This is a genomic window from Vibrio mangrovi (genome assembly GCF_024346955.1).
Taxonomy (GTDB): Bacteria; Pseudomonadota; Gammaproteobacteria; order Enterobacterales; family Vibrionaceae; genus Vibrio; species Vibrio mangrovi.
Genome location: NZ_AP024884.1, coordinates 366923 through 382768, shown reverse-complemented (window position 1 = coordinate 382768; position 15846 = coordinate 366923). Strand labels below are relative to the sequence as shown.

Below are 15846 nucleotides of genomic sequence, written 5' to 3'. Positions count from 1 at the left end.
TAAGCATAAAAGCTGGGATTATTCCGAAAATCATCAGCATCAGACAAAAATAAGATACAAAAGGAATTTGTATGTCACAGTTTATATTACGCCCGCTGGTTGCAGCACTGGCGACCTCTCTTGTTTATATCAGTACACCGGTATTTGCCGAAACATCATCGGCAGCAGATACACAAAAAATTCTACGCTTTTCCGAAGACGGAACACCAACCACATTTGATACGGTTCAGGCCGGAACAACATATGCGAATACAATTGTAACTGCCGTATATGACACTTTGTATGAATATAAGTATCTTAAGATTCCCTTTGAACTAAAACCTAACCTTGCGACAGCAATGCCGGATATTTCGGCAGACAGCCTGACTTATACCATTCATATCAAGCAAGGTGTTCATTTCACCGATGATCCAGCTTTTCCTGACGGAAAAGGCCGGGAAGTAACCGCACAAGACTTCATCTATTCGATGAAACGTCATTTTGACCCGGCCAACCGATCACAGGGTGCCTGGCTATGGACCAACAAAATTGCAGGAATAGAAGAGTGGAAAAAAGCCGGCGCCGATTACAGTAAACCTCTCGAAGGGCTCAGTGCTCCGGACAAATACACGATTCAAATCAAACTGGTCAAACCATATCCTCAGCTGATTTATACGCTGGCAATGGGTTACTCGTCTCTGGTTCCTCATGAAGCCGTTGAAACTTACGGCCGTGAGCTCGCAACTCATCCGGTCGGCAGCGGACCATTCAAACTGATTTCACACGATACAACCAAAACCGTTCTGGTGAAAAATCCGACCTATCGCCATGAAGTGTTCCACCTTGCTGATGCCGGCTACGACCCTAAAATTCATGGTTCAACCGGTATTGCGGCACTGGAAGGAAAGACGCTGCCACTCGTTGATCGGGTTGAAGCCAACTGGGTTAAACAGGCATCTGCCCGCTGGAATTCATTCACTAAAGGGAACGAAATCGTCAATACAACCCTCCAGAACGAGCAACTCGATACCGTACTGGCGTCTAAAAATCCGGTTACACTTAAGCCAGAGTATGCAGCCAAATATAACTTCCGGGTCCAGCGGGAAACGGGCATGGTATTTAACGTCTTCAACTTCGATGATGAATATTTCAGCCATTCGGATAATCCGAAAACCGATGCTCAGAATAAAGCCCTACGGTGTGCCATTGTGAAAGCATTTGACTGGCCGCAACGTATTTCGCGCTTCTATTTGGGGCTGGGAGAAGCCTATCCGGGATTCATCGTTCCGGGAACGGACGGTTTTGACCCCAACATGGACAAAACCTCTATTACTCAGGACATTGCCGGCGCGAAAAAACTGCTGAAAGATAACGGCTGGAATGCCCGGAACTTACCGGTACTCAACTATCCGGCAACCTCGTCCGTCCGCTATAAGCAGTTCTTCGAACAGTTTCGTGGTAATCTGATGAAAATCGGCTATCCAAAAAATAAGATCAAGTTTAAATCTTATGCCACCTTTGGTGACTTTAATCGTGATATCAAAAACAGCCGGACTCAGATGATTCCAATGGGTTGGGGGCTGGACTATCCCGACGCAGAAAATACTCTGCAACTGTTCTATGGTCCGAACCGCTCTCCCGGTGCAAACAGTGCTAACTATAACAACCCCGAATACGATGCATTATTTGAAAAAGCAGCGGTTATGCAGCCCGGAGCAGAACGGACTGCAATCTATCGCCAGTTGAACCAGATACTAACCGAAGATTGTGTCGGTACGGGCAGTTTTTCCCGGACACGGGTCCGCCTGTGGCATAAGAATGTCACCATGTTTCCACAAAGAGATATTCTCGGTAACTACCTCAAATATGTTGATGTTCAGTAGAGGTTTATGACATGGATACGCTCCGTTACTGTCTGCGCAAGCTGGCTTACAGCCTTCCCTTGCTCTTTGGCGTTACATTGATCAGCTTTGTGTTGATGGTCTATTTCGGTCCGGATAAAACCTATGATTTGCTGGGCCGGAATCCGACGATTGAAGAGATAAATGCTATCCATCATCAGCTTGGCTATGATCAGCCATTCTGGATCCGCTATCTGCACTATATGCAGCAGGTGGTGACGTTTGATTTTGGCTATTCTGATTCGAGTGGCGAACAGGTCACGACAGTCCTCGAACGTACGATTCCGATCTCACTCATCCTGGCTCTGCCAGGATTCATTTTCGGACATCTCATCAGTATTGCACTGGGGCTGTTTGCAGCTCACCACCGTGGACGCTGGGCCGATAAGCTGGTGATGTCATCCTCAGTCATCGGAATGAGTATTTCCTACCTGATCATCATTATTGTCTTGCAGTTAATTTTCTGCTCCAGTTACGGGCTCAACTTGTTTCCGGTCTACGGATGGGAAGTGAACTCTCTGGGCGATTATCTGTATTATGTTACCGTTCCAACCCTTTGTTCCATTCTGGTCTCTGTCGGATACAGTACCCGTTTTTACCGGGCGCTCTTCGTTGAAGAAATGACCCGGGATCATATTCGTACAGCCAGAGCATTTGGTCATTCCCACATACAGGTGTTATTCAAACACGTACTCAAAAATGCCCTGATTCCGATTCTGACCCGGGTGGTATTCTCTATTCCATTCGTGATCATTGGCGGCTCTCTGCTACTGGAAAGTTACTTTGGAATTCCCGGAGTCGGCCTCATCACCTACGATGCGATCACCACCGGAGATCTACCGGTACTCAAAGCAGTTATTGTGCTGATTACTCTGGTTTTTATTGTCGTCGTCAGTACTGTCGACATCCTTTATAAACTCGTCGATCCGCGGATCTCACTCAGATAAGGAGCATCCGATGACAGAAATTATCAACACTTCAGTTCAGGAGAAGCCCCTGAAACGCGAATCTCTGTGGACCAAAGCGATTCACAAATTCCGCAGAGATCGGATCGGTATGGTCAGTCTGGCTATCGTACTGGTTTACTTTGCTATTGCGGTATTAGTCTGGAGCGGGCTGATTGCCCAGCAATGGGATGTACTAATGACTTCCGGGCAGGCTGGTCCGAGTGCCGAACACTGGTTCGGTACCACGATCAATGGACAGGACATTTTCCAGCGCGCCATCTACAGTACCAAAACGGCTTTTGAAGTCGGTCTGGTTGTTGCGGTTTTATCAACCACTATCGGTGCCATTACCGGTTCTCTGATGGGATACTATGTCGGTTCGGTACTGGATGAATTCATTCTGTGGGTGATGAACTGTATCGACTGTATTCCATACTTTCTCTTAGTCGCAGCGATTGCCGTTGCGATGGAAGGAAACCCTTATGCCATGCATACAGCCATGACGCTGGCATTCTGGACCGGCACAGCCCGGGTTATTCGGGGAGAAGTTATCAAACTGAAAAATATGGAATTTACGGAAGCCGCCCATGCACTTGGTGTTCCGACTTACCGCATTATTTTTCGTCATTTAATCCCCAATACCAGCCATATTCTTCTGGTCGAAATGACACTGCTGTTTATCACCGCAATCAAAAGTGAAGTGATCCTGAGTTTTCTCGGACTGGGTGTCAAAGAAAGCATCAGTTGGGGCCTCATGATCGCCGAAGCCAGTACAGAAGTAACTTCAGGACACTTTTGCAACTTCTTTGCCGCATCCGGCATGCTGTTTGTGCTGGTTCTGGCATTCAATTTATTTTCGGATTCTCTACAGGATGCTCTGGATCCAAGGAAGGTGTCATGAACAACCTGCAACATGAAATTTCCGCAGAACCGTTACTGAAAGTGGATGGTCTCACCGTTGATTTTCAGACAGACAAAGGCGTTGCCCGGGCGATTAACGGCATCAGTTTTGAAGTGATGCCGGGAGAAAGTGTCGCCATTGTCGGAGAATCCGGCTGCGGCAAGTCCGTCAGTTCTATGGCAATTATGGGGCTGATTCCAAGCCCGCCCGGGAAAATAGTTTCCGGCAGCATCCGCTTTCAGGGAAAAGAGCTGGTTGGTTTAAATGAAAAAGCTTATCGCCATATCCGTGGCAATGAAGTCTCCATGATTTTCCAGGAACCGATGACTGCATTAAATCCGGTTCTGAGAATTGAAACTCAGATGGTTGATGTCATCCGTAACCATCAGAAAATCTCCCGGAAACAGGCAGCAGCCCGAGCAATCGAAATGCTGCGTATGGTTGGTATTCCTTCCCCAGAAAGACGGATCAGGGAATATCCACATCAGCTTTCCGGCGGAATGCGTCAGCGGGTGATGATTGCTATGGCTCTCTCCTGTCGGCCGGCATTACTACTGGCTGATGAACCAACCACCGCACTGGATGTCACGATTCAGGCTCAGGTCATGCATGAAATTAAACAATTGAAACAGTCGCTTGATATGGCGGTTATTCTGGTTACTCATGATTTGGGTGTTGTCGCAGAATCCTGTCAGCGAGTTGTCGTTATGTATTGTGGCGAAGTCGTGGAACAAGGCCCGGTTACGGCTATTTTCAACCATCCCAAACATCCTTACACTCAGGGATTACTTCAGTCTATTCCTGTTGTCCGACAACAGAAAATTGCACGTTTACCAACCATTGAAGGCATGGTTCCTGATTTATTTCATCTGCCGACAGGATGCCGTTTTGCCGATCGCTGCCACCGGGTGACACCGCAATGTCGCCAGAGCACACCCGTTCTTAGCGGCTCACAGGAACACCGGGCAGCATGTTTCCATATATCTGAGGCATCCTGATGAATGATGTATTATTAGAAATCAAAGGATTAACGAAACATTTCCAGACAGGCAAGTCCCTGTTCAGTCAATCTCATGCCGTCTGTAAAGCTGTTGATGATGTCAGCTTTCAAATCCACCGGGGAAAAACACTGGGGCTGGTCGGTGAATCCGGATGTGGTAAATCCACACTGGGCCGCTGCATTCTGCGCCTGATTGAGCCCTCATCCGGAGATATTACCATTTCCGGGCAGGATATCTCCCGAATGAATGCCCACCAGCTGAAATCCATGCGTAAAGAGATGCAAATGATTTTTCAGGATCCATTTGCTTCTCTGAATCCCCGGATGACCATCCACGATATTCTCCGGGAGCCACTGGATATTCATAAAATAGGAACCGTTGCTCAGCGGGAAGCAAAGATCGCTGAAGTTATTCATACGGTCGGTCTTCGTCCTCAGGTACTGAACCGTTATCCACACGAGTTTTCCGGTGGGCAACGGCAACGGGTTGGGATTGCCAGAGCTCTGGTTCTGGAGCCCAAACTCATCATTGCAGACGAACCGGTTTCAGCACTGGATGTTTCTGTTCAGGCACAGGTTCTAAACCTTATCGCAGAGCTTCAGGAAAGCCGGGGAATTTCTTTTCTATTCATTGCCCACGATTTAGCGGTTGTGCAGCATACATGCGATGAAGTCGGTGTCATGTATCTGGGTAAGATTGTTGAAAAAGCGCCCGCAGAGATATTATACCGGCAACCAAAACACCCATATACACAAGCATTACTGTCCGCAGTGCCGGTCCCGGATCCCACCCGGAATACCGAGCATGTACCACTTGCCGGTGATATACCTTCACCACTCAATCCGCCCAGTGGTTGTACATTCCATCCTCGCTGCAAGCATGCAACTGCATTATGTTCCCGAAAAGTACCAACACTGGAGCAATCTCAGGATGGTCACTGGGTCGCATGTCACCTGCATCCCGCTAATCCGGTAAGTTAGCAGGGACAGAACCATCATATCCTCACAACCATACTCACGAATAAAGTGAGTATGGTTCCTGATTTTCCCGATAATATTGATATTCACATCATATTCGGCCAATCAATCCATCTTAAGCAACAAAAATAAAACAATAACCCAACACCATTAAACATCACAACACAAATGACTACAAAAAGTTAACAATGCATAATATTTACAATACTTTACACTAAATTTATCCTTCTCCTCAGAGAATATATGGCTATAATAATTATCAGCTGTTGAACAATATTTATACGTGCACAATCAATCTTCCATCAGCTTATTAGCCCACAATGAAACCAATAAAATGAAATATGATTTCATTTTTGTTAATGATATTTTTATGTACTTATAAATTGTCATAACTTTATTAATTAATCTGAATACCAGACCCCACATTAGCTTAAGAAACCCCGCTAACTTATTGCCCTCATATTTAAATCGATTACATCAGATAGGATGTAAATATTTTTAAACATAGGCAAAAAAAATTTTATAAAAAAGACTAGACGATTTTAAAAATGTTCATCATTGTTATTCTGCGTTTTATCGCAATAGGGTTAATTACTGATATGTCAGGAATTAATAAACCAAAAAACAAATCTCTAGGATTGAGAAATGCATAAAATACAACGTCACATTTATTGGGTGTTAGCTGCTGGTATGACTGCTGCGTTGCCAGTTTCTGCTGCAGAAATGGTCACAATGCAAGACAGTTCACTCCTTAATCAGGTATTAAATACCCAAGCACATAGTGTTGCTCCCCTGGAAACAGGATTTAAAGCAGTGAAACAGATTACTTTGCCAAATGGTAAAGTGAAAGTTCGGTATCAACAGACCTATATGGGAGTTCCTGTATTTAATACTTCTGTTGTTGCAACAGCAACTAAAGGGGCAATTGCGGGTGCTTCCGATGTTTACGGATTAATTGCTCAGGGCATTGCCGATGATATTGCAATTGCTTCTCCGGCAATTGAACTCAAACAAGCGATCTCCATTGCTAAATCTCATTATCAAAAAGATGCAGCAACTCTTGTTGACTCTGCATTTGAAAATGAAAAATCTGAACTGCTGGTACGCCTTGATGAGAACAATCACGCTCAGCTTGTATATCAGGTCAGCTTCTTTGTTGCCAGTGACCAACCTGCACGTCCATTCTTTTTCATTGATGCAACAACTGGTGATGTGATTAAAACCTGGGATGGTCTGAATCATGCTCAGGCGCAGGGAACCGGCCCTGGAGGAAACAGAAAAACAGGCAAGTATAACTACGGCTCAGACTACCCCGGATTCATTATTGATAAATCCGGCAGCACTTGTACCATGAATAACAGTGCAGTAAAAACTGTTAACCTGAACGGTGGTACTTCTGGTAACACAGCGTACAAATATACATGCTCGGATTCTTCCAACTACAATGATTACAAATCTATCAACGGCGCTTATTCACCACTGAATGATGCTCATTACTTTGGGAAAGTCGTTTTCGATATGTATCAGGATTGGCTGAACACTTCTCCGCTGACTTTCCAACTGACTATGCGGGTTCACTATAGCCAGAACTATGAAAATGCCTTCTGGGATGGCTCAGCCATGACATATGGCGACGGTCAGTCAACTTTCTATCCGCTTGTTGATATCAACGTTAGTGCACACGAAGTCAGCCACGGATTTACTGAACAGAACTCTGGTCTGGTTTACGAAGGTATGTCTGGTGGTATTAACGAAGCGTTCTCCGATATTGCTGGTGAAGCTGCTGAATACTTTATGCGTGGCAGTGTAGACTGGACCGTTGGTGCTGATATCACTAAAGCTTCAGGCGGACTACGTTATTTTGAAAAACCATCCCGGGATGGCCGCTCAATTGACAATGCTTCTGACTACTATGACGGCCTGAACGTGCATTACTCTAGTGGTGTGTTCAACCGTGCTTTCTATCTTCTGTCAAACAAATCAGGCTGGAACGTACGTAAAGGCTTTGAAGTCTTTGCAGTTGCTAACCAACTGTACTGGACATCTGATGCAAACTATGACGAAGCTGGTTGTGGTGTTGTTAAAGCAGCAGGCGATCTGGGTTACAGCACTTCTGACGTAACCAGTGCATTCAGCACTGTTGGTGTTAATGCATCTTGTGGTTCTGGTGGCGGTAACACTGGCGGTAACGTTCTGGAGAAAGGACAATCAGTCTCAGTTTCTGGTAACCGCGGTTCACAAACTTACTACACCTTCACTGGTGACGGTTCTACCACAACGGTACAGATCTCTGGTGGTAGTGGTGACGTAGACCTGTATGTCAAAGCTGGCAGCCGCCCAACAACAAGCTCATATGATTGCCGCCCTTACAAAAGTGGTAACAATGAATCTTGTTCAATCAGTACCCGGAGCAATACAACATACCATATCATGTTGAATGGCTACAGTTCATACTCTGGTGTAACACTCAGATTAAGATAATTCTGAACAAAGCTGATTATTTCCCTTAATGAGCAAGGTGCATGGACAGACATTCTGCCATGCACCTTTTTATTTCAGCACCAACCAGTAGAACCCAGCCACACTGAAAGACTCGATGAAATCGTTCTTATAAGCCGATTGTACTGAATGTAGTGCATCTTCGCATAATTGTGCATAATGAGTCAGTGAATGGTCGTAAACCAGAATTCCGGGATCATTTAAAACCCATCAGAAACGAATTAACATTTGAAATTTGAAGTAAAAATAGAGGGAACTATGAATTACGATATTTTGCTGATGTATGCGGTTGTGTCCTTTTTCTACATTATCAGCCCCGGACCAGCAGTTTTTCTGGCAATTTATAATGGCGCAATCAATGGTTCAAAGGTTGCGATGGTTTCAGCCTTCGGGAACATTATCGGTATCCTGTTCCTTTCAACACTCTCCATCAGTGGATTAAGTGCGATATTATTAGCGTCTTCAACGCTGTTTATGCTGGTTAAAATTGTCGGAGCATCTTACCTCATCTATTTAGGTATCCGTCAGCTCTGCTTTAGCCGTAAAACTGCTTCTCTTCTGCGGTCAGAAGAACCGGCAAGCCGTCGGCCGCTTTCAAGCTATTTTAAAGAAGGGCTGCTGGTTGCAGCAACAAACCCGAAACCTATCCTGTTTTTTTCGGCCCTGTTTCCACAGTTTTTAGATCTCTCGCTTCCGGTAATGCCTCAGTTTATTGTTATGACGGCGATCTTTATGTGTTTCTCATTTCTTTCTCTGTCGTGTTATGGCTACATCGCACAAAGAGCCAAAGGTGCACTGTCTAAAGCAAACAATGTGAAGTGGTTTCAACGGATCAGCGGAGGCCTCTTTATCGGCATGGGCGCAAGTCTGTTTCAGTTGAAGAGTGTGAACTGATCAGAACCGCTTTTGTTATGTTCAATAACAGACAATCTCATACTTTTTTCACACTTTTCTCTATCCAGAATCTGATAACTTAACTTCCGCACCGGCAAAATCCGGTGCGGGGCGTGAAAACTCCTGTGAGGAAATCGTTTGGGTTCGAATTCAAAGAGGTCATCATATGATTTTTCCGTCGCTCTTGAATATGAACAAGAGAATGAGCTATACAAACACATCAATTGACCGCCATAGCAACAAATCAGCCTCCACTCGCCTGAATCAGATAGCGGCAACTGCCTTCTAATACAGCGCAGTTCAGAACGTGCCGGATGTAGATACCACTATCGAGATTGATACGGTTAGGCAGGCTTTCGACATGTTCACTGGGTGTATGCCCGTGCACGATGACTTTTCCGAAGTCTTGCTTCGAACTCAGGAACGGATGACGAATCCAGATGAGATCTTCTTTACGCTGCTGGTGAAGCGGACGATTCGGATCAATACCTGCGTGGACAAAAAAATAATCCCCCAGCTCAAAATGGTTCACCAGTGACTGGAAAAATGACAGGTGCGACTCGGGCAGCAGATCCAGAAACACATGGCGTACTTCATCCGCCACTTCAGCATCGAGAATCCCGGAAAGAATCATTTTTTGAGGAACACCATATGATAGCAGCGTTTCCAATCCTCCCTGACATCCCCACACCGGTAAAATCACACTGCTGTGCATAAAATCAATCAGCCACTGTTCATGATTTCCCAGCAGGAAAACACAGGCCATGTTTCTGACCCGGCTGGCCCTGATCAATAAATCCACCACCCGTTTGGCATCCGGACCACGGTCAATATAATCCCCCAGAAAAATAACCAGCGGTTTCGTTTCGGTGGTTTCTTGCATATCCTGTTCAATCTTATCCAGCATTTCTTCAAGCAGATAGTCATGACCGTGGATATCTGCCACCGCGTAGACCAGACAAGGCGTTTCGGCTGGTGGTTTTGCCATAAACGGCATCCAGCCGGAGTCATGGTCATCAACGGCCAGAGGCGTTCTTAACGAGGATGCAGCGTTTTCGGAATGAGCCATATCATTGCTCCATGAAACATCAGTCTCAGTTGATTCATATACCGAATGACTACTGTAAAAATAGACGATCTGCGGAAAAAAGAAGAGGGATAAGCAAGTCACGCTTATCCCTCTTGATTACTTCAGATGAAATCTGATGAGATGATTAAATCAGGCAGGAGTCCTCATCTGCATTACTACTGTCACCAGCACCGCTTTCTCCGGTATTTTTGTCTTCATCAAACGCGAAAGAAAGCAGATACAGCGCATTCTGCTGGACGACATTATTTGCTGTATTACCACTGATACCAGTATCACCGAAGGCATAAACTGCAACTGATGCTGCGTAACGGGGAACATTAATCGCTTCCTGATGCAGCTTTTTAATCAGTTTTTTGATGGTCTTCGGACACAGAAGTCCACCGCTCAGAAAATCCCGGGTCCACGCTTCTATCTTCTGATCTTTCTCGGCAATAATGTCACCATACTGCTCAGAAACATACTCACCAATCACGCTGCCAGTTGCTCCTGATGCACATCCCATTGCCATATCAGAGCCACTTCCGCCCCCAATCGCGGTACCCAGAGAGCCAATACCACAACCTAATGCGGCATGAGCAATGTATTTAACTGCCTCACTGATTTGTGGAGTACCACTTGGATTCGAGTCTGTCACACCTTTATGACCGGCAGCATCACTGATTTTTTCAGATAAGGAACTACCAATAATAGAAACCATCGATGATGCAAAGCTGGTGGCGAATGATTCACCAAAATCACTCAGGTCACCGCCCTGAACTGCAGTATTGATCCCGATACTTACAGTTGAATGTACGACCGAACGGATAATCTGTGCTTCAATACTGTTTCCGACAATATCAATTGATGTTGCATCCTGAATAGCATTCGCAGCATCCGTTCCTTCCGTAAACAGATGTGTGTCGATTCCTTTCAGAACGCCCGCAGTAACCATCGATGTTGCCAGTGAAATCAGTGCCTGTTTCGATGACAAATCCTGAAGTGTCGCCTTAACATCGAAGTCATTCGCAATGAGACGGCTGCCCGCTTGTGAAATCAGAGACTTGAAGCCAACATTGATTGCCGTATAAAGCGGACCTTCACCACCAATCACGGCAATGCCTGCACCACTGGTTGCAACTGCCATTGCAACAGCGATTATCGCCATTGCTGCCGGTGTCAGCCCGGACTGGTCATAATCCCACTCCTGCATCACCAACTGCACTTGTTGCCAGTCGACATTCAACGATGGATCATTGCGTATATCCAGCATCCATGAGAGTTCTGGTGTCTGCGCCAGAGTCGCCAGAGTGGTATCCATATCATTCTTGTCACCGGCATACTGAATTCGCACACCACTGTATGCATTGAGCATAATGCCACCGGAATTGACGAACTCCGAATAGTAAGCCACTTCACGCTGATAGCCATTGCCCTGATGACGGAAAGCTAATGCACCATCGTAAGACTTTTCATAACTATAATTTTCAATCAGCTTCGCCAGTTTGAAATCCACCGCACCGTAATCAGAAATGATTTTCGAGATTCCCTGGCTATCAATCGTAACGGCTTCCAGCGACACATCTCCTTGTATCGTATGCAAGACCATACTCTGACCGGCTTTCAGCAAGGTTCTGACAATCTGAGATTCAGTTTGGCTTTCCGATTCACTTTCCTTACTTCCGAACAGACCACCGCTGTCCACTTCAAAACGGCGGTCAAAGGTATTCATATCCGCCACACTTTTCAGCGTGATCCCGTGGGCAGCCAGAATTTCCAGCAGCCCCTGACTTTCCAGTACACTCCCGGCAATAACTACCTGACCACCGGAGATCAGCGACAGTGTATCGATCGCTGAAAGATGCGTCTGCAAGTTCACCAATGACGATTCACTATCAGACCAATAGCTTCCGGATTCGGCACGCTCACTTTTGGCAGTCTGTGGTACCAGAATAACGTTCCCCTGTGACTGAATCCGCAAATCGCCCTGTGCAGAAAACTCTCCGCCGTGGCTCACCACATCAGAAGCGGTCCGGATATTCAAATCCCCTAAGGACACAATCGAACCAATCTGATCAAAGCTCTCGGAATAACCATGGCCGTAGTCAAAGCGTGTTACCAGTGTGTCGTTCACCAACTTATTGGCGATCAGTGAAACGTCATCACCGGAAATAGTTCCGGATAAGTTCTGAAGTTCACGTCCGGTCCGGATCGTCAGTTCTCCTCCCGAGACCTTTCCTTTGGTATTGATAAAATCATGCGTGATATCCAGCAAAGCATTGTGTTTAAAGTGAACATCCGCATCGTTGACCACAAAAGTATCTGTTTTAATACTGGCAGATCCCGCCGCCAGCGTTGATTCGGACAATTTCTGATCTGCAATCGTCCCCGGTGTCAGATAGACAAACGGCACAATATATTCATTGCCATTAATCACCCGAATTTCCGGCCAGACCATATCTGCCGGAATGTGAGTGATTTCATCAGCCGTCAGTGCCTGCCCCAGTTTCTTCCCGTGAGACTTAGCATAGCTCACCGCATTCTCATACAATTTCTGAGTCTGTTCGTTATAACTGGAATAGCCGGGAGCCGAAATCCAGCTTTTATTCAGCAACTGAGTGATTTGCTGACGAATCACTCCCCGTTCAACATAAGGTGTTCCGAACCGGGCCGGGATATCGTTCAGAGAGGTATTTTTGCCCTGATAAGCCGACAACATTTCGGGATAACTTGCTTTAATCTGGTTAAAGAAGAATCCGAACCCATCAAAAATAGCCAGTTCATTTTGTTCAATAGCTCCGGCATACAGATAATCCTGAATCTGCTCCTTCAGTTCATAGCGTGCAGAACTGGAAACCGCGTTTGTAATCGAGTCCAGAGCAATACTCTGCTGAACCGACGCATAGACCGGAAAAGCCAGATGAGTAAAAAGAATGGGCAACAGCGTAGAAGAAGTCAGACGCTGCCACGACGGTATTTGATCTTTTTTCATATTGTTATTTACCTGATTCTGATTCGTTCAATTACATTGATATTCACACATACACGACGACAGCCCATTATGAATCCCCTTCTTTGTATGAAGGATTAAGAACAAAAATGGTCATGTCACTGACTGAAATCGGAATGTATTTGCCAGGTTTTCCGGGCTTAACCGGTTCAGGTGTAGGCTGTGGCTCATAAGCAGAAGCTTCTGGTCCGAATGTAATATTTTGCAGCATGCTGTACTCGCTGCCGAATCCTTGATGAATATGACCATCAACGTAGAAAATAAACGGATACTGTGCCGTTTCTTCATTTTTAGTAAGTGCGACGCTGGAAGTTGTCCAGTGTTTTCTCTTATGTTTAATACAGTGGCCGAAGACACGTTTGCTACAATAGCGTTTTGAATGCTGCGTGACGGTCGTCTGTTTGAAAATATCGCGAAGTTTCAGACCTTCCATCCAGATTTTATTGACTGATCCGGAAACATCCCGCTTCACTTCAACACTACTGTGTTCGTTATTGAGCATGTCACTGTTTAAAATCAGATCCTGACCGACATTCAGTCTTGCCGGAGGAGAAAGCACTTTCAGATACTGGATACTCTGGTTGGTATGTGTCCCATTCGGATCACCGACAACCTTCTCATAAGTATCTGCCCAGATGTGATATCTCTCATTGTCGATAATCGGAGCCTGTAGGATGACATTTCCGGTCCAGGACTCGACAACCGCCGACATATTCCAGAAACGCTCATTCACCCGGATATCCATGATCGATTCCGCAGAAACCACCACTTGCTCACTCTGAGTCAGATCCAAATTCAGTTCAGGATCCGTATAAGTGTTTCTTGAGACTTCATAAGGGTTCGCATTAGAGAAGTTCTGCGCAACAACTTTAATATTTTGTCCCAGAATGTAAGCACTCAGAGAGTTTGCTGCGACTTTTCCACATCCTTTGAATGGTGGCACAGCCAGTTTACCGCCGACTTCAACTGAGGGGGAATTATTCACAACACTGCGCATTGCACATATTTCAGCCGGTTTAAACGGATAATATTCTCCGTTAATCACATCCTGCTCTGAAACCAGCTCGATATTCTCTCCGAGAATAATCCCACCATATTGGTTTTTCACACCAGTTTGCCCATTCAGGTACAGATCCCGGGTCGCTTCAATATCCCCTTCATTGATGATGTTTTGTCCGGAGAAATAAACAGACTCAGCAGAAATGGCTCCCTGGTTTTTAATCGGACCAACAGAGACAACTTTAACTTCCGCACCCTGAATGCTGTCCAGCAAATAATTATCACCGGCAGAAAGTGCTGCAATATTAATCGCTCTGGTTGATTCAATATCCACTTTATTTGCCGCGATAATCTGCTCAGAAAGATAGACATTCCCGTTTGACTTAATCGTGACCGATTCTAAAGGAACAATACTCTGTTCATTATATCGTCCGACATAGGTCCAGTTTCCCTGAGTTCTGATTAGTCCTTTGACTAAAATAGACCCCAGATCGTAGGTCGACTCCAGATGAAGGTTACCAACAGAAACTTTTCCTTTATCCGTAATCTCCAGAGCATGAGATGCGTAATCATAGGCTTTACCACTAAACTGTTGATAATACGCATCGGACTGACGATCCAAGTAACGGAAATGGTTTTTACCGACAATAATCTGAACGTCACCATTTGAGACTTCTAAATCTCCACCGGCATCAATCTCTTTCACTTCCTGATTATTCCGGGTTGAAAGGCTGCCTTTCATATTGGTCCGTAGCGGAGCATCCACCAATACATGTCCGGCAGCAATATCCAACAACGATAAATCCGTTGCTTGCAATCCAGCGCCGGTAATATCGACACTACCGCCAGTGATATCAATAACTTTCAGCTCACCATTCTCAATCTGAACTGCTCCGGTCGCTAAAGTGACCCGTTCCGTATTTTTGATGGAGCATCCATTGCACCGAATCCCGTCAGGTGCAGCCAGCACAATATCTGCCGCATGTCCTTCAACCTGAATAGACTGGATATCGGCTATCTGATTCTGATCGACCACCAGCACAATGGTCTGTGCCGGAGACTGACCTATTTTCGGGTTCATCAAAAATGAGTTCAGCAAGACAATATTCTTACCCTGCGCGCTGAAATCTTTAAAATAGTTAACCGATAAGCCCTGTTCATTCGCTTTGGCAATCCGGACATAATACTGACCGGATTGGGTAAGAACAGAAGCTTGTCCGGAACCACCACCATCATCTTTTACTTCGATAGCTGCTACTGCCGGGTGGAATATCGAAAGCAGAGAAAGACAAATAATGAGCCAAAAGTATTTCACAGAAAACTCATATCCGACGTTGAGTTTCAAATTTATATTAGTCAATGTGATACCTACGATTCAGAGATATTTTTACATTTAGATAACAACATTTATCATGAAATGATAAATCCCTAGAAATTAAACTTTAAAATGTCATAGAAATGTCAATTTAAGTAAATTAATCATATCACTGATATGAAATTCAACAAGTGAACATTTGTGATAATATTTTGTAAATTAATAGCAAGTAGAAATGATAGGAAGGAAGAACCATCATCAACATCAGGTGATAATAATTTTGAAAGTGAGTTATCTCTGACAGAGATATCAGCTCTGATAATATAAGAATAACAAAAAATAACAACTATCAATTAA

10 protein-coding genes are annotated in these 15846 nt (G+C 45.1%); 7 read left to right on the top strand and 3 right to left on the bottom strand.

Annotated elements, in window-relative coordinates:
• Nucleotides 1-71: 71 nt before the first annotated feature.
• From OCU74_RS17975 to OCU74_RS17945, 7 genes are all read left to right on the top strand, one after another.
• On the top strand, nucleotides 72-1862 hold the full coding sequence (locus tag OCU74_RS17975) for an ABC transporter substrate-binding protein (RefSeq protein WP_087480989.1): 1791 nt from the start codon (nucleotides 72-74) through the stop codon (nucleotides 1860-1862).
• Nucleotides 1863-1873: 11 nt separating this feature from the next.
• Nucleotides 1874-2827 carry an ABC transporter permease gene (locus OCU74_RS17970; RefSeq protein WP_087480990.1) on the top strand — a complete coding sequence of 318 codons (954 nt, stop codon included), beginning with the start codon at nucleotides 1874-1876 and terminating at the stop codon, nucleotides 2825-2827.
• A gap of 10 nt (nucleotides 2828-2837) precedes the next feature.
• A complete protein-coding gene (locus OCU74_RS17965; RefSeq protein ID WP_087480991.1) occupies nucleotides 2838-3728 on the top strand; it encodes an ABC transporter permease in 891 nt (296 codons plus the stop codon).
• Nucleotides 3725-4726, top strand: a complete 1002-nt coding sequence (locus OCU74_RS17960) for an ABC transporter ATP-binding protein (protein ID WP_087480992.1) — start codon at nucleotides 3725-3727, stop codon at nucleotides 4724-4726. Before OCU74_RS17965 ends, OCU74_RS17960 begins: the two co-directional genes overlap by 4 nt.
• A complete protein-coding gene (locus OCU74_RS17955; RefSeq protein WP_087480993.1) occupies nucleotides 4726-5709 on the top strand; it encodes an ABC transporter ATP-binding protein in 984 nt (327 codons plus the stop codon). Before OCU74_RS17960 ends, OCU74_RS17955 begins: the two co-directional genes overlap by 1 nt.
• Before the next feature lie 642 nt (nucleotides 5710-6351).
• Nucleotides 6352-8187 carry a M4 family metallopeptidase gene (locus OCU74_RS17950; RefSeq protein ID WP_087480994.1) on the top strand — a complete coding sequence of 612 codons (1836 nt, stop codon included), beginning with the start codon at nucleotides 6352-6354 and terminating at the stop codon, nucleotides 8185-8187.
• A 276-nt stretch (nucleotides 8188-8463) separates the two neighbouring features.
• Nucleotides 8464-9099, top strand: a complete 636-nt coding sequence (locus tag OCU74_RS17945; protein WP_087480995.1) for a LysE family translocator — start codon at nucleotides 8464-8466, stop codon at nucleotides 9097-9099.
• 244 nt (nucleotides 9100-9343) lie between these two features.
• On the opposite strand, the gene OCU74_RS17940 is transcribed toward OCU74_RS17945, so the two are convergent.
• From OCU74_RS17940 to OCU74_RS17930, 3 genes are all read right to left on the bottom strand, one after another.
• Nucleotides 9344-10168, bottom strand: coding sequence for a metallophosphoesterase family protein (locus tag OCU74_RS17940; RefSeq protein ID WP_087480996.1), 825 nt, complete (start codon nucleotides 10166-10168; stop codon nucleotides 9344-9346).
• 145 nt (nucleotides 10169-10313) lie between these two features.
• A complete protein-coding gene (locus tag OCU74_RS17935) occupies nucleotides 10314-13157 on the bottom strand; it encodes a DUF637 domain-containing protein (RefSeq protein ID WP_087480997.1) in 2844 nt (947 codons plus the stop codon).
• 67 nt (nucleotides 13158-13224) lie between these two features.
• Entirely contained in the window at nucleotides 13225-15489 is a 2265-nt protein-coding gene (locus tag OCU74_RS17930) for a two-partner secretion domain-containing protein (RefSeq protein ID WP_159457415.1), read from the bottom strand.
• Between the last annotated feature and the right edge of the window lie 357 nt (nucleotides 15490-15846).